This window comes from Bacillus cereus group sp. N31 (assembly GCF_016483245.1).
In the GTDB taxonomy this organism is placed as follows: domain Bacteria; phylum Bacillota; class Bacilli; order Bacillales; family Bacillaceae_G; genus Bacillus_A; species Bacillus_A toyonensis.
This window is the reverse complement of record NZ_JAEHCH010000045.1, coordinates 1-19,908: the sequence shown is the minus strand read 5'-3', so window position 1 is coordinate 19,908 and position 19,908 is coordinate 1. Positions and strand designations below refer to the sequence as shown.

The window sequence follows — 19,908 nt, the reverse complement described above, 5'->3', positions numbered from 1 at the left end:
TTCTTTATTTTCTGGTTGTAAACGTTTCATTTTCATGTTACCATCTTAATCAAACAATAGATGGTCATAAAAATGAAAGTATTTCTTTCCCTTAGAAACATATAAACGTACGGTAATATCAAGAAAATAAGGCCAAAGAAATATTTGATACCTACCAAAATAATTAATAAGAATTTTGTCGTATTTATTTTTCTGACAATTAAGAAAATACATTTTGTCCCTAAACAAAATTTATTAGTGCGCAAAATTCAAATCCACTAGAACACCCAAATAAATGAAATATCCTTTTTCATTGAGTGTTAAGGTATGAAAAAAGAATTCTTCCTACTAAATTCAGCTGATTAACTTAAAGGCATCTACATTAATACCTTAATCGCCATCTATTGTTGATAACATATTTACCAACTATGAAAAAGAGCCTATCAAGGGTTCTTTTTTATTATAATCATTCAAATTTCAATTCTTATCTTGATACTTATATTTCCACAAATTACCTCTATTTTTTGCTCTCAATTATTAATTTCCGTTCCCAATTTGTTTAAATTTGTGAATAAAATTCCATCTTATAAAAATAATAAATACAACTAATCGTTATATATTAAAGAGGTGTCAATTTTGTCTTTAAATGAAGAGATCTTAGAAACTAAAACAGATAAAAACATTGAAAAGATCCAAACAAGTAACTTAAAAGAACTTAAAAATACATTAGATAACATCTTTGATATTAGTGCAGATTTGATTGAACATCCTTTGCAATTAAAAACAAACACGAATATTTTACTATATTATTTTGAAGGCCTTACAGATGGTATTGCATTAAAAGCCAATGTTGTTACACCATTATTACAAGAAGTAAATGAAGACAGTCAAATATTTAATTCTAATATTATTGCTACTCATACCAAAATAGTATATACATGGAATGAAATTAAAGAGGGATTACTTGAGGGTCAATGTGTACTGTTTATGGAGGGAGAAAAGCGGTCACTTCTAATAAATACAAAAGGCTGGGCAGAGAGAGCCATTCAAGAACCAATTTCAGAAGTTACTATTAAAGGATCACATGATGGATTTATTGAAAATGCCACAAAAAACATAGGACTTATTCGTCGATATATTCCTTCTACAGAGTTAAAAATCAAAAAGCTGACGATTGGAGAACGGGCCACTTCTTTAGTCTATTTAATTTACTTAGGTGATGTAGCAAATACAGATGTAGTCCAAGAAATAGAAACTAGAATCTGTAAAATCAAAACGGATGCGGTATTGAGCATCGGGGAACTATCTAATTATACAAAAGATCAAAATTGGACTCCTTTTCCACAGGCTTATTTAAGCGAACGCCCAGACGCCATTTCAAATCATATCCTTGATGGAAAAATAGCAGTATTAGTTGATAGATCTCCTGGCGCGATGATTGTCCCAATGAATTTAATTGGATTTTTTCAGACTCCGGATGACTATAATATACATTGGCTCATTGCATCGTTTTTTCGTTTATTACGATTTGCAGGATTTATTATAGCTATTTTTTTACCCGCAATTTATATTGCTATCGTCTCTTTTCACTTTGAAATCATTCCTTTAGATTTATACACTTCTATTGCAACGTCAAGAGTCAAAGTCCCTTTCTCTCCCTTACTGGAAGCTTTTATAATGGAAATCACACTAGAAATGCTACGTGAAGCTGGTATTCGCTTACCACAGCCAATAGGACAAACAATTGGAATTGTTGGAGGGATTGTAATTGGGCAGGCGGCTGTTCAGGCTGGTCTTGTGAGTAACGTTATGGTTATTATCGTATCTATTACTGCCATTGCATCATTTATTGTTTCTAATTACGATTTATCAAGTTCTATACGCCTTATTCGTTTTCCAATGATGTTATTGGCATATTTTTATGGCATTGTAGGTATTGTTAGTGGATTAATGCTCTTATTTGCTCATTTTGTTTCACTAACTTCCTATGGTTCACCATATGGATTGCCAATCGCACCATTTCGTCTCCAAGAGCTAAAAGATTCATTTGTAAGATTTCCTATTTCTATGATTACCACCCGCTCGAGTACAGGGCAGCCGAAACAAAAAAAGAAAAAAGAAGGTGGTTAACATGGGGAATCTTAAATTCCAAAACATAACCTTATTTGAATTTATTGTTTTCATTCATTCACTGCAACTAGCCTCAGGTATGTTAATTATGCCAAGCCCACTTGCTACTACCGCTGGCACAGATGGCTGGATTTCTATCATTTTGGGTTGGATAACCACTTCTATAATTGGTGTATTTATTATATTAATGTTACAAAAAAACCCTAACAAAAATTTCTCACAGATTTTAAAAACATACTTTGGTAAATGGCTAGGTACAATTCTTTTTCATTTATATGCTTTTTATCTATTTTTTGCTGGTTTTAATACTTTATTAAAGGCAACTGATATTGTAAAAGTGTGGATATTCCCTTCCACTCCTGCTTATCAAATCACCATATTATTACTATTGCCTTTTATTATTTTAGTCCTGAGTGGGTTAAGGGCTCTTATTAGTTATTCTATGCTTGTTTTCTTCTTCACTACTTGGATGCCACTATTTCTTCTTTTTTCATTAAAGAGTATGTATGCTCCTTTACACCTACTTCCTATTTTTAAAGATGGCTTATACCCTATTGTAAAGGCAACGAAAGAAACCATTACCCCTTATGCCGGCTTAGAAATTGCATATTATATATATCCGTTCTTACAAAAAAAACAACAAGCTATAAAGGGAATACTAATTGCGAATACTGGAACCATGTTTTTCTATCTATATGTGACTATTCTTTCTTATATATACTTTAGTCCGGAGGGGATAAAAGACGTAATTTGGCCAGTATTTCATCTGTTAAAAGGAGTTCGTTTTTCTTTCATAGAACGATTAGAAATTATATATATCGCTTACTATTTAATTGTATTTTCCACTACAATATATCCATATTTATTTTTCAGTTTTGAGTCTGTGACCATTTCACTTCAAAAAAACGCTCGCAATTGGGCGCTGGTTGGTTTTATGGTATTAATAGTCGGCTTATTTATTTTTCTAAATCCCAATGTGGATCAATATTTATTTATATATTCTCTTATGGATATCTTAAATATCATTTTCTTTATTCTATTACCAATCTTATTTTTCGCTTACAGCATTCTTTTTGCTTGGGTTACTAGGAGGAAACAACTTTGATTCGAAAATGGATATGGATTGTAATTTGTTGTATATGTTTAATTGGTTGTAGTCAGAGAATTCCTCTTGAGAAGGTTTCATTAATCCTATTAATTGGCTTGGATAGAGCCCCTAATGGAGACATAAAAGTTGGCACAAGCATCCCACTCTTTCATCATAAACAGCAACAAAGTACTATAGAGCAATGGACCCAGGCATCAACTGTATATAATGGCTTCAGTAAGATAGATACAAAGTTAACGGGCTATATGACAGCCTCCAAAGCTGAAATCATTTTAATTGGGGAAAAATTGGCGCGAGAATCAAATTGGTTGCAGGAACTTGATTCTTCTTACCGTGATCCTTACGCTACAATTAATGCTAAAGTAGTACTTGTAGATGGACCTGTAGAAGAAATTTTTACAATTAATAAGCCAGATAAACCATCACTACCATCTTATATAAGTAGTGTAATCGAATCCTCCATTCAAAATAATCAATCCGTTTCTTCTACGATTCAACAATTAACGAGAGAACAAAATGAAGAAGGAATGACACAAATTGTTCCACTTATCAAAAAAACAAAGAATGAAATTGACACGATAGGAATTGCACTTTTAGATCGACAAGGAAAATATTTAACTCGTATCCCTAAAAAAGATGTTAAGTTCTTCAATCTTATAAATAAGTCAAAAAATACAGGCCGGATGATACTACACCTTGCACTTCCTCCTAAAAAGTCCAACAAAAAAACAAACACTTCTATCTTCGTACAGAATGCGAAAAGGAAGATAGATGTTAATTTTAAAAACGGAAAGTTTGTATTTAATCTCCAAATAAATGCTAATGTAGCTTTAATAGAAAAAACCAATGCGAATTTAATTAAGGAGCATTATGATAATAAAAAAAATATAAATAATTTAGAAAACGCTATCGAAAAAGAAATTAATAAGGAATTACAAAATATGTTGGATGAAATACAGCAGAATAAAATTGATCCAATCGGATTATCCCTATATGCTAGAGCTTTTCAATATAAACAGTGGAAAAAACGAAAAGAAGATTGGTTGCAAGCGTTAGCAGAGGCTAAAATAAATGTAAAGACACATGTCAAAATAAAGGATACTGGGACCATTAGAAATTAAACCACTCTATTCTTCTGCTTAAAAGTATTTCTAAGTGGAATTTCCCTCTTCAATAATTATTATGCAAAAGATGCTAACTCGAAAAACTCTTTCCGTTCTTTTAAAAGGCAATAATTTAACATCCTTTGAACCATTTTAAATGCATCACACTATTCATGAATCATTTACTACTGCCGATTTTGTTGTAAGAGATAACTAAACCATAAATTCTATATAGGAGAATAAAATAAATTGAAGAAATTTATTTTAACACGTATACATAAGTAATAGATATAAAATCCGATAATATATTATTATTTTATAATAAATCAATAATACAGTATAAACTGTATTTTATTTCTATAGAAGAATCTTTCCCTATATGCAATATTACATATAATCTACCTTATGTAGTTTGTTATACTATGCATGTGGATTTTTCATCCAAAATTCCAACCTAATGCATATTGATGAATATGCCACCCTAATTGCTGAAAGTGAGAAGAATGTTATTCATTCTTCTCACTTTTTTATTTAGACTCTGTTACTATTGATTATTGATAAAAAGTATTAAATATGGGAAGACACCTTAGAGTTGGTGCTTCCCTTAGTTGTTGATTATTCACATTCAAATCTAAAATAGGTATTTTCTAAGCCTATTCTTTGCTTTAATGTTTTGCCCAAAGCATAATTATTTGGTAATTCTTTTTCAATGATACAAATAATATAACCTGCTTTTCCTGTTGTTAAATTAGTTAGTTGTAAGTAGTTATTGTTGTCGTAGATATAAGAAATAATATATTCATAGAAATCATTTTCTTTGTCTTCTCTATTCATACCAACATTGTACAACCTAACTCTTCCTCCTGCCCAAATTTCCTCATAATCATCAACATTACTTAAAGGCATCCATTTCGAGTTATCCAATATTTCACCCTTTTCTTAATTCATTCGTTTAAACACTGAATGTTGCTAGACCTAAACTATCATAAGCATCAGTCATTTCATTGATTAGGCGACCACCGACAGAGAAAAATGGCTCAACATAGCGTTTTACCCATTGAAATACTTGCTTTCTGTGTGACAAATCACGAATATGTTTCAATAGATTACCGAACGCCTTGCTCAACCTTAATACATACAGAACGTTAGTTCTCATGAAATTATACTAAGATTTCGGATTGGTTTCAAATATCAACATGTACCTTTAACAGAGCTTTTATTTAAAATGTGTGCTTGTACTTAATTCTTTAGTTATTTTTACATTTTGAATCTAAGAAAATGAATTGCCTTATAAAAACTCTAACAGAGAATCTTCCTTCCAAATTTCACCTAGGGAATCATTTGTTTTCCCAAAAACATACCAACATCTTTATCAACTCATTTTAGAATATTTAAACAATAATTCAATATACAAACTCTGCATAAATTATTCATTTTCTTTTATATAAGACCTACCTTTTTACTTTTGATAGATTATTAGACATTGGATTATTATACATAAAAGCCAAAACATGAGGTATTTTGTAGAAATTTGTCTATCAATATGTATGTACACCCTTTTGTAGTGGATATAGACTGTGAGGTGTAAGGAGATACCTTACAAAATAATAAAAAGGAGATTATAAAATGAGTAGATTAACAAAATTCTCAAAGTTAGTATTTGCAACTTTAATCGCGGGAAGTAGTTTAAGCGTCTTTGTTTCGTCACACAGTGTACAAGCTGACACCTTAGACCCTAATTACCAAGACACTGTAAAATTCATACCACCTTCTAGTGCTAGGCCAACATTGGAACAAAAAAACACTATTGTTCCAGAATCAAAGGTTATTAAAAACCATTATGTAAAGTACTCTAAAGCACATTTCCAATCTAAAGAAAGTATACCAAAAGAAATTTATTATTCTTCAGATGGCTTTAAGGGCTATATACAGGCTAGTACCGTTTGGGATATGGGAGATCATTTCGCAACGCTATATTCTGGAACCGTTATTCGATGTTAGACTTTTAATCCCTTGTCTCCTAATGTTTATAATGGTCAATAGCTCACTGCCAATACTGTAATATCTATTGTTCAAAAAATAAACCACAAAATCTTTCGATTTCATGGTTTATCAAATATAAAGATAATGTTAAACGAATACTCTAACATTACCTTCCCCAAAGTTAATTATAGAGTATTTTCAAAAAAAAGACACTCTTGTAGTGTCTTTTTTATAAGTATTTAAACTTACACCCACCATACTTTATTTTTGAATTTGATTATTATCTAGTGTTTTAGAAGTATACTATAACAAATCTTTCCCAGCTCCCAGCTACATAACTAGTAGCTGTTAATTCTCTACCACCATTTGCTGATAAATATCTACCATTACTTAGTGCTTGTAATACATATATCCTATTATCCCCACCATTATATAAGATAAATTTTTCCCATGCTCCAATTGATATACGATCTGCTACTACTCTACCATTTGGCTCAAACGAAACATACTTCCCATTACTTTTAGCTTTTAACGCGTACGTATATAATTCCCCAGTCGGAATTAATTCAAATTTCTCCCATTCATTAACTGCATTACGATTTGCTATTACATTTCCCAAAGGCTCAGCAGAAACATATTGTAAATTTGCTGCCTGTATAGCCACTGTCCAACTTCCATTAAATAAATTCACGCCTTTTAGTGAACCTGCTTTTGATAGATTGGCTGCCGATACATCATTCGATGGTGTAATCATCAATATCATTAAAACCATCGGCAACATCATTAAAACTAACTTTTTTGAGATTGTATTACCACTTGCACATGTTATGAACCTCTTTATTCTCATTCCTCCCTTAATATACATAGAACCCATATACATCATACCAAATATGTAAAATATTGTAATGCCAGAGAGGGTTTATCAATAAATACCTTACTATTCTGTTTCTTTTTTCTCAAATCTATAGCACTTAAACATTTATCAATTCTCAAGCACATTTTTAAAATTTTCCCCCCTGATAAACAAATGTAGCAGTTGATGGCAATGAGAGTATATACAAAAGAGAGAGTATTTTCGTTTCACTTTTCTTTAAATAAAAGCCAAATAGCCGTTCATAATGAACGACTATTAGCATCTAACGAATAATTAGAATGTTTTTCATGTTATTCTATTTTGTTTAATCCCGTAGAAGTAACTTGATATGTTCTTTTCTTACCCATAAATTCCTGTTTACTATTCTCAAGATTAATTAGTAAAGCTCTTGTCTTTTCCTTTTGTGCTTCTCCTTCTATATGGTTAAATTCAATATAGTCTCCTATTTTTACTGGAACAGTTTGAATTTCAGCGGCTTGTTGTCTATTTCCTACAATTTCTTTATTGTACAAAATATTGCCCGATGAGTTTTGAACTTTAATGCTTGCATACGTACTAGTAAAATAGGAGTGTGGTATACCGGCTTCTAATTTGATCTGCATTTTTTCTGTTGCTTTGTTATACTCTACTTTTGCGATCTCTCGATCATTATATCCCTTTAAAGACCAGCTAAATTGATTTCCATCTAAAACTGTTGTTTCCGGCATTTTCTCTACTTTCTTCAGCCCTTCTTTTGTAACTTCGTACATTGCTTTTTTTCCAAAGCTCTCTTGTTTACTATTATCGACATTTGTGAAAGTAGCTCTATGCACACCTTCTAAATGTGTTAACTCGATATAATCTCCTACTTTGACTGGTACCTTTTGTGATTCAGCATTTTGTTGTTTGTTTCCATAAATGTCTTTATTGTATACTACTTTCCCTGTTGCATTTTGTACTTTAATACTCGCATACGTTTCATTAAAATAATGATGCGGTACGCCTGCTTTTAAGTCGATTTGCATTTCTTCTGTCGACTTATTGAAATTAACTTTTGCAAACTCGAAATCACTAATTCCTTTTAGTGACCATGCAAATTGATTTCCATCTAAAATTGTTGCTTCGGGCATTTTTTCTGCTTTCTTCAGACCTTCCTTTGTAACTTGGTATATTGCTTTTTTTCCAAAGCTTTCTTGTTTACTATTACCTACATTTGTTAAAGTAGCTCTATGAATACCTTCTAGATGTGTTAATTCAATATAGTCTCCTACTTTGACTGGAACTCTTTGCGATTCGGCATTTTGTTGTTTGTTTCCATAAATGTCTTTATTGTATTCTACTTTTCCTGTTGCATTTTGTACTTTAATACTCGCATACGTTTCATTAAAATAATGATGCGGTACGCCTGCTTTTAAGTCGATTTGCATTTCTTCTGTTGACTTATTGAAATTAATTTTTGCAAACTCGAAATCACTAATTCCTTTTAGTGACCATGCAAACTGGTTTCCTTCTAAAATACTAGAAGAGTTCGGGATATCTGAATTAAAACCTAAGTTATCTAATATAGATTTTAGATCTGGTAAAACACCTATTCTATCATTCCACGGATCTTGAGATTTTGTTCCTGTATTCGGATTACTTAAGATATTTCTTAATTCGGCTGGTGTATAAGGAGAACCTCGATGTTCTTTAGCAATACCTTGAATCGAAGTTGCTGCTCCAGCAATAATTGGTGAAGCACTTGATGTTCCACTAAATGTTGATGTATATAAATTTGTAGTATTTTGACTTGGATTTGCTGATGTTGTATCAACATTTTCTCCCCATCCATATACATCTAATCGACTTCCATAATTTGAAAACCATAAACGTTTATGTGGAACAGTTGATGATCCCGCCCCAACCATAATAGCACCTGAATCCTTGAAGTCTGGACTATTTCGATTTAAGATTTTTTTCCCATTACGATCTTTAAAATTATCTAAGTCGTTTGAACCATTTGCGCCAGCTTCTATAATAATAATCCCTTTATCTGCCCCAACACGAATTGCATCAAAAATATCTGGATGTACTTCTACAGGTAAATATTTATCCCCATACCCATCATACGAAGCTTGTGCCTCTAATAAAAGAATATCTCCCGCTTGTAAATTATGTACAGCACTTAAAATAGCATCCGCTGTATTATAAATTCCATTATCCCTAATCTGGGATATTACTTTTACATTTGCTTTTGGTGCAATTCCAATATTTCCAATTTGATTATCTTCAGATGAAACAATTCCTAATACAGAAGTACCATGAGCTCTATGCTGGCTTATATTTTGTCCCGACATAAGCTTAATATTTTTATTAACTAAATCCTCATGGTTCAATAACCATCCATATTCCATATCCACAAAAGTTGTATCCTTCCCGTCACCACCTTTAATGCTCCAAGCATGCGAGGCATTAATTCCCTTTGGTGCCGCTTCAAGATATCCTTGATTTTTAAATCTAGGATCATCGTGCGGATTAACAGATAAATTTGGTAACTGTATTTCAGGGGGTGTCAAAATTTGTTTTTCTTGTATATAAGCCTCCTCTACAAGAGGAGATGTTTCAAATTTTTTTAGTAATAATTCTATTTCTATGTTATTAGGAGCTTGTACAATATAATAATTTAATAAATTATTAGCTGATTCATTAGCAACTGATTTAGATTGTACTGATAATTTTTCAATCTCTATCGGATTTACAGATGAGAACAGACGATTCAAAGTAAGTTCTGTATTTTCGGAAAATAACTTCTTTAAATTGTTATCATAATCCCCATTTTTTATTCGTTTCTCAATACCATCTTCATAAGGTAAGTCAATTTGATTTTTAAACTTTACAATTAATCTTTCTTCCTGTGAATCTCTTTCTTTGTATGTGACATTATAAGATTCAGCGTAAACTTTATTATGAATACTATCATTTTGTAGGATTAGATCTGTTCCTACAAATGTGGTCATTGCAATTGATGAAATTAGAAACCCTTTGAATATGTTCATACTATACCCGCCAATCTATATTCTCTTGAGAATTTTTTAATGCGTATAATGGTTAAGATTTTTATATAATATATAAATCTATAATTTAACTTTTGTAGTAAAATCTATGACTTTATTAATAATCCCATAGAGGTAACCTGATATATCCTTTTCTTTCCCATATACTCCTGCTTACTATTCTCAAGATTAGTAAGTGTGGCGCGTGTCTTTTCCTTTTGTGCTTCTCCCTCTATATGAGTAAACTCAATACAATCTCCTACTTTGACTGAAACGGTTTGGCTCTCAGCATCTTGTTGTCTATTTCCTATAATTTCTTTATTGTACAAAATATTACCGGATAAATTCTGGACTTTAATGCTTGCATACGTATTAGTAAAATAAGAATGGGGTATACCCGCTTCTAATTTAAGCTGCATTTTTTCTGTTGCTTTGTTATATTCTATTTTCGCGATTTCTCGATCATTATATCCCTTTAGTGACCAAGCGAATTGATTTCCATCTAAAACCGTTGTTTCTGGCATTTTCTCTACTTTCTTCAAGCCTTCTTTTGTAACTTGATATCTTGCTGTTTTTCCAATGGTTTCATTTTTGTTATTTTCAAGGTTAATTAAAGTTGCTCGCGTTTTTTCCTTTGTTGCTTCTCCTTCTATATGGGTAAACTCAATGTAATCCCCTACCTTGACGGACACAGTTTGGCTTTCAGCATTTTGTTGTTTATTTCCCACGATTTCCTTATTGTACAGAACGTTACCAGAAGAATTCTGGATCTTAATACTCGCATACGTACTAGCAAAATAGGAATGTGGTACACCTGCTTCTAGTTTTACCTTCATCTCTTCTACCGTTTTATCATAATCTACTTTTGCAATTTCTCTATCACTATATCCTTTTAATGACCAGGCAAACTTGTTTCCTTCTAAAATTGTTGCTTCTGGCATTTTTTCTACTTTCTTCAGGCCTTCCTTTGTAACTTCGTATATGGCTTTTTTTCCAAAGCTCCCTTGTTTACTATTATCTACATTTGTAAGAGTAGCTCTATGTACACCTTCTAGATGTGTTAACTCTATATAATCGCCTACTTTGACTGGAACTTTTTGCGATTCAGCATTTTGCTGTTTGTTTCCATAAATCTCTTTGTTATAGACCACTTTACCTGATGTGTTTTGCACTTTAATACTTGCATATGTACTATCAAAGTAGTCATGTGGTACACCTGCTTTTAGATCAATTTGCATTTCTTCTGTTGATTTATTTAAATTTACTTTCGCAAATTCAAAATCTCCAATCCCTTTCAGCGACCATGCAAATTCATTACCTTCAAAAATGTTTGGAGACTCATTTTTGATTTGTACCTTTTTCTCAACAGTTTGATCAAATATATCCGTTAATACAATTTTTGCATAAGCATTTGTTGGTAATGATATAGATTGACTGATTCCATTTTGATAAGATTTAATATCATCAATTACGTTAATAGGTTGGCCCGTCATATTTTCATTGTTATAAATTTCAATTTTCCCCTTAAATTGCGGTGTACTATTTTCTTTTAGTTTCCAAGATACATTTAATTTTTCATTTTCATAATATATAGATTGGATATCAAAATCTAGTTTTCCTATTTCAGGTTGAGTAGGTTGATTTAGCGTGAATATTTTTCCTGACCCAATAGTAGACTGCGTATTACCTCCTGCTTTGACCCATACATATTCTGAAGTAGATCCTCCATCATATTGATAAGTATTATCATGCGTTCCAGAAATACTTTGATTATTCCAAGAACTCCATTGTTTATCAACTAATTTTCGGCTATAACCATTTTTCAGGCGCGCTTCTCGAACATTCTGTCCACTATCAGCCCAGTCTTCTTGAAACATTCCTAATCCATGATTAAATGCAACATTAGCAACCGGAAAGTCCATAATTGCAATTTGATGCCATTTATTCTTTGTTACATCTTTCATCCATTGTCCAAATTTAGTATGACCATTTTCTTGCCATGAACGCATTGTCATTGTGTACCAATTGTAGTCTTTCCAACCATAAGTTGTTTGAACCTTCATTCCTGTTCCTTCTCCTCCAAAGGGTCCAGCTTGCGAATTCGGAGATAAGTATTCGGCCTTTATTGCTTCTTTAGAGGAAATTGGATCCCATAAGGCAAAATGTAAAGTACGTTTTCCATTTTCATCAAACCCACTTTGTTGTTGAAAACCAGCATATCCTCCAGCTTCACCACCTGCATTCCAGTTGTGTACAGCCCAGTACGTATAAGGTGGTGTCTGAACTGGTGACCAGTCTATACTAATAATATCTGAGGCAGGTATATTTTGGGGACTCACATAAACTGCTGGAGCAGCTGAATGTGTTGCAGCTTTAGTGTGCAAAATAGACGTTTCAAACATAGAAAACATGCTACATGCTGCGGTCATTATAATAACTTTATTAAATCTTTTCTTCGTTTTCTGACTAATCACTAATCTACATCCTTTTCTAATTTTTATTATTGAATAATAACTTAGTAGAGAAATCTATCAAAATTCAAGCAACATCCAGTAAATCTTTAAAATACTGCCCCAATTTTATGTTGTTCTATCTTCACATCTGATTCTTACATGTTATTTGATTGTAAGTGGTTTCCATAAAGATAACGCAAATATCCAATTCGGGTCACCATTTCCTTGATGATTTTGAACCGCTTCATACACTGTCCCTTGATGTTCTACTTTATCGCCCTTTGTATATGCCTTCTTTGGATCCCATTTTTCATAAGATACATTTTGATCTTTGGTTTTTACCGGAAGAATTTCACTTTGAATCGATGTATTTCCAGCTGCATCTACAGCCTTCACTGCATATTTATATTCCTTATTAGCTGTTAAGGTTTGATCAATAAATGTCATTCCTTGTACAGTTTGAATCAATTGTCCATCACGTAATACTTGATATTCTTTTACACCTATATTATCTGTAGAAGGATTCCATTTTAGCTCTACACTGTTAGAAGTAATGTTGCTTGCATATAATCCTTGTGGCTGTGTGGGAGCTTCTGTATCTGGTTTCGGATTAACAATTTGATTTACTTTTTTCAGGCCATCCTTTGTAACTTCATACATTACTTTTTTATCAAGGCTTTCACGTTTATTATTATCTAAATTTATTAATGTTGCCCTCTCTCCGCCTTCTAAATGTGTAAGCTCAATAAAATCGCCGGTCTTTACTGAAACTTTTTGTGTTTCAGCATTTTGCTGTTTATTCCCATAAAACTCCTTGTTATATACTACTTTACCTGATATGTTTTGCACTTTAATACTTGCATATGTACTATCAAAGTAGTTATGTGGTACACCTGCCTTTAGATCAATTTGCATTTCTTCTGTTGATTTATTTAAATTTACTTTTGCGAATTCAAAATCTCCAATCCCTTTCAGCGACCATGCAAACTGGTTTCCTTCTAAAATATTATTTACATTAGGCATATCTGGTTTAATTGGATTAGAATCCGTCCCCTTCCAAATCTCTGCTGTTAAAATTGGATATCCTAATGCAGCTACTTTTTGAATGGTATCGTTATTTGGACGTAATCCCCACTTCTCAAAGAAAGGAATCAAATTTTGTTTGGCTACTTTTGATGCTGAAATCATAAATAATTGTTTTTTATTTTCATCAGTTTGTGGAAGTTCACTTGAAGGCATGTCTCTATACAATTGATGCAATTTAGGATAGAAATCCTCTCCATACGCTAACTGTAGTTGCCAAAGCATAACAAGTTTTACAAAAACATCACTAATTTCGTCATAATTTTTATTCGCTTGTTCTAGATATTGAAATGCTTTTGGATAAATTCCACTTTTCTCTAAGTTGGATGGTTGATTAAATGCTTTTTCTACAGAAAGGCTGTATATATTATTTTGTACTTCTGTCATATTATAAAACTTCCAGGGCGATTGTTGTCTCAAATGTCCTGCCTCATGCCAAGGGCCCCAGCCATCTGTTATAAATTTATTAATATCTAACACGTATTGGATTGCATCTCCTACATATGCGGTTCGATAAGAAGTTGCATACATATAATAATCGGGAGAATGATTTTCTTCTACATAATGAATATAATGTTTATCTACTTGTTCTTCGGATAATCCAGCTACTTTGTCTTGAATTCGAGTAGCTTCATCCATCTTTTTCAATAGTTGTACAGGATCTGTATTAGAACCCAACAAATATTTCTTAACACGTGCAGGGCTGGCCGTAATTAATACACGTTCTCCTTTTAACTCCACTGCATGTGCATTAGGATATTGGTCCAGCATGTTTATTAAATCTTGTTTCGTATGCTTTCCTAGTTCAAAGAAAGGCGTAGTCGTTCCACCTGTTGTGATTGTTGTTCGAATGGTACCACCTTGTTGTTTATTATAAAAATAAATCATCCCTCCATTTGGAGATTGGATTGTGTTTATACCAGGTTTTAATGTAAATGATTTTATCTTAGAATCTTCTCTCCAAGAAGCATCATACGAATACGTTCCAATATATACCTGAATATCTTGATTACCTTCTACATTAATCGTTATTTGTTCATTTGGCTTTGCATATAAACCAGTTGGTTCATATGGACTAAATGCCATACTTTTTCTTTCCTGTTGTTTCAGTACCTCAACATCCCCTTTTCCTGGGACTGTAAATGTTCTATTTTCTGATTTAACTGACTTTTCATTTTGCAGTGATGTCGATAAATTTTTTTGCTGCTCCTTTTGCTCCGCAAAGACATCCGATGAAGAAATCATTCCAGTCGCAAGCATAGTTACTGTAGCAGTAGCCGCAAGTATTTTTCTAGTTTTATGTTTTGAATTATTCCCCATATTATCTCCCTCATTTTTCCTTAGTACTCTTAAGTTTTTTTGTTTTCTTCTTCATGTTTTTACAATCTAAACTATTCATACTATTTAAGTTGTGTCTATTACTCTATATTTTTTCATAAATATCTCCTTTTCTTTATGTATTATTGTATATAAATGTTATTTGATGACACATTAAATAACAACTTTACGATAAACTCATCGATAACAGCCTATTATGTTTTGATTCTGTATTCTAAACTTCCATCCAATTAGAGAAATATATCCAATTGGGGAAATAAGTAAATAAATTACAACATTTAAAGGTTGGGATCTCACGAAAAATTCATAAAACTTATTTACTTTAAAGGTTTAAACAATTGTGACCACATTTGTTTAAACCTCCACAATTTTTTTCTAAGCTATTCTCTAAAAATCTTATTTTTCGTTGTAAATAAACCTGATTGGTACTCTTTATGCAAAAGAAAAGATGGAATCTTTAATTCAACTCCACCTTTTTTCGAAATAAAAAGCATCTAATTCTATTTGAATTAGATGCTTACATTTAGTCCTTAGACCTAATATTCTAAACTATTTACTCGTTTGTAAATCTTTTTTAATTACATCCCAGAGTGAATTATCTTGGCGTATCGATTTACCCTCTTCGTCCCATTTTATTTTTCCTGTTCCCAATTCATAATTCATTCCCGTCCATGTGTCTTCACGGAATGCATAGAATGATTTATGCCAACCTTTTTGGTTGAAGATAGAAATAAGATCTTGCATGTATTGGCTAGCTCCTGGAACAGTACGGTTAATTCCAAACTCCTCTGCAATAATTCGATTAGATGGTACATGGTTTTTCTTAGACCATTGTTGGATTGGCTTCAAAAATTTCTCTAATCCTTGTTTATTCCACATTACAGGTTTCTCTAAATCTCCTACTTTTACTAATCCTGGATATTGATATTCCTTGTTTTGTTTTTCACCTTGGCTCGTTAATTCATATGGTTCATACATATGAAATGCGTATAGTGTTTTTTTATCATTTACTGGTTTTAAATATTTAAAGGCCCATGGAGTAGCATATAAACCCGAATCTAAAATAACCGGTGTTTCTTGGTCTACTTCACGTATGGAATTAATCACCTTTTGATAGAATCTGTTTAAATCCGCTGTCGTTCCCTTCACTTTTGCATACCATTTCTCGTAATCTTCCGTCCAAAAATCATTATATCTATTATTTTTAGCTGTTTCTGGATGTGGTTCATTTATAATATTATAACCAACCACCGCGGGGTGATCTTTTAGTTCCAGAGCAAGATCCTTCCAAAATTGACTTGCTTGTTCTTGATACTTCTCTTCTTCCCATATTCTGTCGTCATTCTTGTTATTATTAAATTGACGCCATCGATCACCAGGTAAAGATAACATTGTAAGGACAACTTTCATTCCTTGCGATTGGGCAGCATCTAAATCCGCTTTTAATTTTTCTAGATCCTCCTTTACTAATCCCTGATAGTTATCTGCATTACCTATCAGAAAATCCTTTCCAGAAGTATCTGGTTTATCCTCAAATAGAAAATCTTTATCTTTTGCCCATTTATCAGGTGCTAAACGAACATATTCAATATTTGCTTCTTTTGCACTTTTATAGTTTTCAGGCAATGACGTACTATTCATGAAATTAGTACCCTTCCTTTTTGAATCCCAAAAACTAATTTTTGAATCACTCTTGTGATAAGTATCAGCTCTTACATTTATTTCCTGTACTCCAAAACTCATCATGCCTAATAACGCAACAATTGGCAAAAATTTTTTCACAACTTTTCCTTCTTTCTCTTTATATTTTATACACATAACATACCTTTGTTTTGTTACAGGAATATGGCAATTTTCCAAAAATAAATTTTAAGTTTATAAGGTGGTAGTTCATTCATAAAAAAGAAAGAGACAATTAGAACGTTGCTTCATAAAAAAAAACAAAAAAGGAATCCTTGACGGATTCCTTTTTTTGCAATGCACTCTTTTTCAAATGGTACATTTTGCACCTACGTTTAGTATACCTCATAATTCCTATAAAATAAATAAGATTAAAAATTTACTGCATGTATTTTCATAAAAGTATATGAATCTAGAAATTAATACTACTAGGTTCACTTACAAAAGATTTGTGTTCTTTCAATAATAATAATAATAATACTCCTTTATAATTTTACAAATATAATTAAGTATTTTTAAACCTCTCTCTTGAACATTCTATTAGTTGTTCCATAGCAATCTTTTGCGCATGTTCCTCACTATCTATCAAAGTCAATCCTTGTGATATATAACTCCAAAATTCATATCCACAATCCTCCATCCACCTATAAGCTTCTGTTGTATATAGACCATCCTTTCTTTTAATCATTTGAACCTTATAGTTTTTACTTGGAGAAAAAAACTCTTGTATAACCCGCTCCATTTATGCAATATCCCCCTAAAATAAGCGCTAGGTTTTTTCACCTAACCCTACTAATATATTTATCCATGTTTAATCAATCTCATACGGAAATCTTCATCTGCACTATAAAGTTGTAACGTATTTAAATCATAATTTTGTACCTGATATCTAAAACTCTCAGTTCTTTGAGCTTTATGACCGTTCTCAAGGTGAAAGTTATGCTTTTGACCAAGTGTTCCTATCACAAACGGAGATAATAGTGCCCCTAAATTAATACCCATATAGAAAATACTGAAACCTGAATCACGACGAGTATCTGATTCACTATATAAATCACCAACAATACTAGATACATTCGGTTTTAATAACCCTGTTCCAAGTACTAAAAATACCATTGAGATAAATAACGTGCTAACCGTTCCTGGTAGAGCTAATATGAGATGACCGATCATAATTACAACGCCACCCCAAAATATTGTTCTACTTGAACCTAATAGGCGATCTGCAATCCACCCACCAATAATTCCAGACATGTAAACTAACGAACCACAGATAGCCATAATGGATGCAGCTGTAGCATGATCCATCCCTAGGCCACCTTTTGAAATGGAATAATACATATAGTAAAGTAATATTGCTCTCATTCCATAATAAGAAAATCGCTCCCAAAATTCTGTAAAGAATAAAGTAAATGGTCCTTTGGGATGTCCAAAGAAACCATTTTGCAGAACGGTGCGAATGATATCGCTTTTGTTAAGCTTCTCCATACAAATACACTCTTAATATACAGATATAGTGATTCTAATTAAGTATATACCAAAAATTAGAAAATTTAAAGAAATATACATTTGCTTAATAATTAGATTTTTAAGAAAAAACAAACTATGTATTGTTTTTAATGATAATTCCATGTAAATTAATTAATATAGATATATTAATTAAAACGCTAATACTGTATAAATATAAATACAAATGTAGGAGGATTTATATATTGTCAATGAAAGCCGTTGTGATAGAAGAAATTTATCAAGAAATATTGGATGGAAAAAGGAAACGATTCCCTCCGAATACTTGGAAAGAGGATATGGATAATAAACAGGCCCGCAGAGTAATCACATATTTATTACACAGTATTTTAAAATGGAATAAGGAAGACATCAAAAAAAAGTGGAACACTCAATTGCTTGTAAAATATAAACTACGAGGATTACTCAAACATAGATACGAAAGTAGTCCTTTTAAAGCGATAAATGATTTATATCCAAATGAGTTTAAAGAATGGGAGTTTGGTATGACTCCTTTAAATTTTTGGACGAAAGAAAAGGCATTAACCATTTTGAAATGGCTGATTGAAGAAAAAGAAAAGTTATCAAAAGAAAAGCTCTTACGGGTATACGGTAAAAGATGGTTAGAACGAAAGAAACTCGGTGCCCCTCTGGCGATGTATTGGAATAGCAGTCCTTTTGCAATGATTAACGATCTGTACCCCAGTCGTTTTAAAGAATGGGAATTTCTTATGACGCCCAATAACTTCTGGACAAAAGAAAAAGCATTAGAAGCATTGAAATGGACCATTGAAGAAAAAGAAAAATTAACTCCCGAACAATTACTGAATGTATACAATATAAAGTGGCTAAAGACTCACAGATTAGCGTCTACATGTCAATTAATGTGGGGGAATAGTCCATTTAAAATGATTAATGACTTATATCAAGGACGTTTTAAAGAATGGGAATTTAAAGTTACGCCTGTTGGCTTTTGGTCTAGAAGTAAAGCATTAGAAGCATTAAGGTGGACCATTGAAGAGAAAGAAAAACTAAACGAGAAACAGCTATTAAAAGTATTTAATCAAAGATGGCTGATAAAACAAAAGTTATGGACACCCTTAAAACGCTATTGGAAAGGAAGCCCTTATGAAATGCTTGTTGCTTTGTATCCAAATCGTTTCTCAAAAAGCATGTTAAAAGGGTATTTTAATAATTAAAAAGGAAGTTAAGCATAAGTTTTTATAGCTCGCTGCCATCTCATTTGTAGAAAAGTCAGGGGGTACTTTTATTTTCCCCTTTTTTCTTAAACATGTTTACTATTTATAAATTAAATGTTAGTTTTACAAAACATACAAAATGTTAAACTTACAAAAGCCATTGATATCATGCGTAAATGCTGATATCAATGGCTTTTGGTATAGATATGTAGTAATCATTCTTTTAAATTATTAAAAGGCATAAACTCAGTTTTACTTTTTCCAAGTAATCTGCTCTTAAATTTATCTTTCTTGTCCATCTGTTTGATTGGCTTGGAACTCCATTTTTAATGCAATACTATCCCCTTGGAACACGTTTTGATCTGTGCCGTTGTCTTCAAATATAAACTTTATCCAAAACCAATCCATTTTCCCAGGTTTTAATCCCCCTGTTTCAGTCCACTTAGAATGAAATACTTTTT

13 protein-coding genes and 2 pseudogenes are annotated in these 19,908 nt (G+C 32.1%); 5 read left to right on the top strand and 10 right to left on the bottom strand.

The window, feature by feature from the left end; genetic code table 11:
• The first annotated feature begins 615 nt into the window (after positions 1-615).
• The 3 genes from JDS81_RS28795 to JDS81_RS28785 are packed head-to-tail and all read left to right on the top strand — an operon-like array spanning position 616 to position 4,338.
• A complete protein-coding gene (locus JDS81_RS28795; protein WP_097954840.1) occupies positions 616-2,109 on the top strand; it encodes a spore germination protein in 1,494 nt (497 codons plus the stop codon).
• Between the two features lies 1 nt (position 2,110).
• Complete coding sequence (locus JDS81_RS28790) at positions 2,111-3,214, top strand: GerAB/ArcD/ProY family transporter (protein WP_097954839.1); 1,104 nt, start codon at positions 2,111-2,113, stop codon at positions 3,212-3,214.
• Entirely contained in the window at positions 3,211-4,338 is a 1,128-nt protein-coding gene (locus JDS81_RS28785; RefSeq protein WP_097954838.1) for a Ger(x)C family spore germination protein, read from the top strand. The genes JDS81_RS28790 and JDS81_RS28785 overlap by 4 nt, the downstream gene beginning before the upstream one ends.
• A 597-nt stretch (positions 4,339-4,935) precedes the next feature.
• On the opposite strand, the gene JDS81_RS28780 is transcribed toward JDS81_RS28785, so the two are convergent.
• Positions 4,936-5,226 carry a hypothetical protein gene (locus JDS81_RS28780; RefSeq protein ID WP_097954857.1) on the bottom strand — a complete coding sequence of 97 codons (291 nt, stop codon included), beginning with the start codon at positions 5,224-5,226 and terminating at the stop codon, positions 4,936-4,938.
• 85 nt (positions 5,227-5,311) lie between these two features.
• Positions 5,312-5,446, bottom strand: a pseudogene (locus JDS81_RS28775) (IS1595 family transposase); the annotation flags it as partial.
• Positions 5,447-5,946: 500 nt separating this feature from the next.
• Here JDS81_RS28775 and JDS81_RS28770 point away from each other — a divergent pair.
• Positions 5,947-6,321 carry a hypothetical protein gene (locus JDS81_RS28770; RefSeq protein ID WP_097954837.1) on the top strand — a complete coding sequence of 125 codons (375 nt, stop codon included), beginning with the start codon at positions 5,947-5,949 and terminating at the stop codon, positions 6,319-6,321.
• 274 nt (positions 6,322-6,595) lie between these two features.
• On the opposite strand, the gene JDS81_RS28765 is transcribed toward JDS81_RS28770, so the two are convergent.
• The 7 genes and pseudogenes from JDS81_RS28765 to JDS81_RS28735 form a co-directional block, all read right to left on the bottom strand.
• Positions 6,596-7,150: a fascin domain-containing protein gene (locus tag JDS81_RS28765; protein WP_179864527.1), complete on the bottom strand. Its 555-nt coding sequence runs from the start codon at positions 7,148-7,150 to the stop codon at positions 6,596-6,598.
• 317 nt (positions 7,151-7,467) lie between these two features.
• Positions 7,468-10,191 carry a putative mucin/carbohydrate-binding domain-containing protein gene (locus JDS81_RS28760; RefSeq protein ID WP_199688664.1) on the bottom strand — a complete coding sequence of 908 codons (2,724 nt, stop codon included), beginning with the start codon at positions 10,189-10,191 and terminating at the stop codon, positions 7,468-7,470.
• A gap of 104 nt (positions 10,192-10,295) precedes the next feature.
• Positions 10,296-12,662 (bottom strand): putative mucin/carbohydrate-binding domain-containing protein, encoded by a 2,367-nt coding sequence (locus tag JDS81_RS28755; protein ID WP_097955203.1) that lies wholly within the window; start codon positions 12,660-12,662, stop codon positions 10,296-10,298.
• A 141-nt stretch (positions 12,663-12,803) separates the two neighbouring features.
• Complete coding sequence (locus tag JDS81_RS28750) at positions 12,804-15,044, bottom strand: M60 family metallopeptidase (protein WP_097955202.1); 2,241 nt, start codon at positions 15,042-15,044, stop codon at positions 12,804-12,806.
• Between the two features lie 567 nt (positions 15,045-15,611).
• Positions 15,612-16,880 carry a glycoside hydrolase family 5 protein gene (locus tag JDS81_RS28745; RefSeq protein WP_097955200.1) on the bottom strand — a complete coding sequence of 423 codons (1,269 nt, stop codon included), beginning with the start codon at positions 16,878-16,880 and terminating at the stop codon, positions 15,612-15,614.
• Positions 16,881-17,247: 367 nt separating this feature from the next.
• On the bottom strand, positions 17,248-17,484 hold the full coding sequence (locus JDS81_RS28740) for a hypothetical protein (RefSeq protein WP_097955199.1): 237 nt from the start codon (positions 17,482-17,484) through the stop codon (positions 17,248-17,250).
• A 176-nt stretch (positions 17,485-17,660) separates the two neighbouring features.
• Positions 17,661-18,230: pseudogene (locus JDS81_RS28735) on the bottom strand (peptide MFS transporter); the annotation flags it as partial.
• 224 nt (positions 18,231-18,454) lie between these two features.
• Here JDS81_RS28735 and JDS81_RS28730 point away from each other — a divergent pair.
• Positions 18,455-19,447: a DUF4046 domain-containing protein gene (locus JDS81_RS28730; RefSeq protein ID WP_097955196.1), complete on the top strand. Its 993-nt coding sequence runs from the start codon at positions 18,455-18,457 to the stop codon at positions 19,445-19,447.
• 282 nt (positions 19,448-19,729) lie between these two features.
• Here the strand turns inward: JDS81_RS28730 and JDS81_RS28725 are convergent.
• On the bottom strand, positions 19,730-19,908 hold a 179-nt coding region (locus JDS81_RS28725), incomplete at its 5' end, for a CalY family protein (RefSeq protein ID WP_242476058.1).

Coding starts and splice junctions, on each gene's coding strand:
- JDS81_RS28740 (WP_097955199.1), bottom strand. CDS start 17,484: ATGGAGCGGGTTATACAAGAGTTTTTTTCTCCAAGTAAAAACTATAAG.
- JDS81_RS28780 (WP_097954857.1), bottom strand. CDS start 5,226: ATGCCTTTAAGTAATGTTGATGATTATGAGGAAATTTGGGCAGGAGGA.
- JDS81_RS28765 (WP_179864527.1), bottom strand. CDS start 7,150: ATGAGAATAAAGAGGTTCATAACATGTGCAAGTGGTAATACAATCTCA.
- JDS81_RS28760 (WP_199688664.1), bottom strand. CDS start 10,191: ATGAACATATTCAAAGGGTTTCTAATTTCATCAATTGCAATGACCACA.
- JDS81_RS28750 (WP_097955202.1), bottom strand. CDS start 15,044: ATGGGGAATAATTCAAAACATAAAACTAGAAAAATACTTGCGGCTACT.
- JDS81_RS28745 (WP_097955200.1), bottom strand. CDS start 16,880: ATGTGTATAAAATATAAAGAGAAAGAAGGAAAAGTTGTGAAAAAATTT.
- JDS81_RS28790 (WP_097954839.1), top strand. CDS start 2,111: ATGGGGAATCTTAAATTCCAAAACATAACCTTATTTGAATTTATTGTT.
- JDS81_RS28770 (WP_097954837.1), top strand. CDS start 5,947: ATGAGTAGATTAACAAAATTCTCAAAGTTAGTATTTGCAACTTTAATC.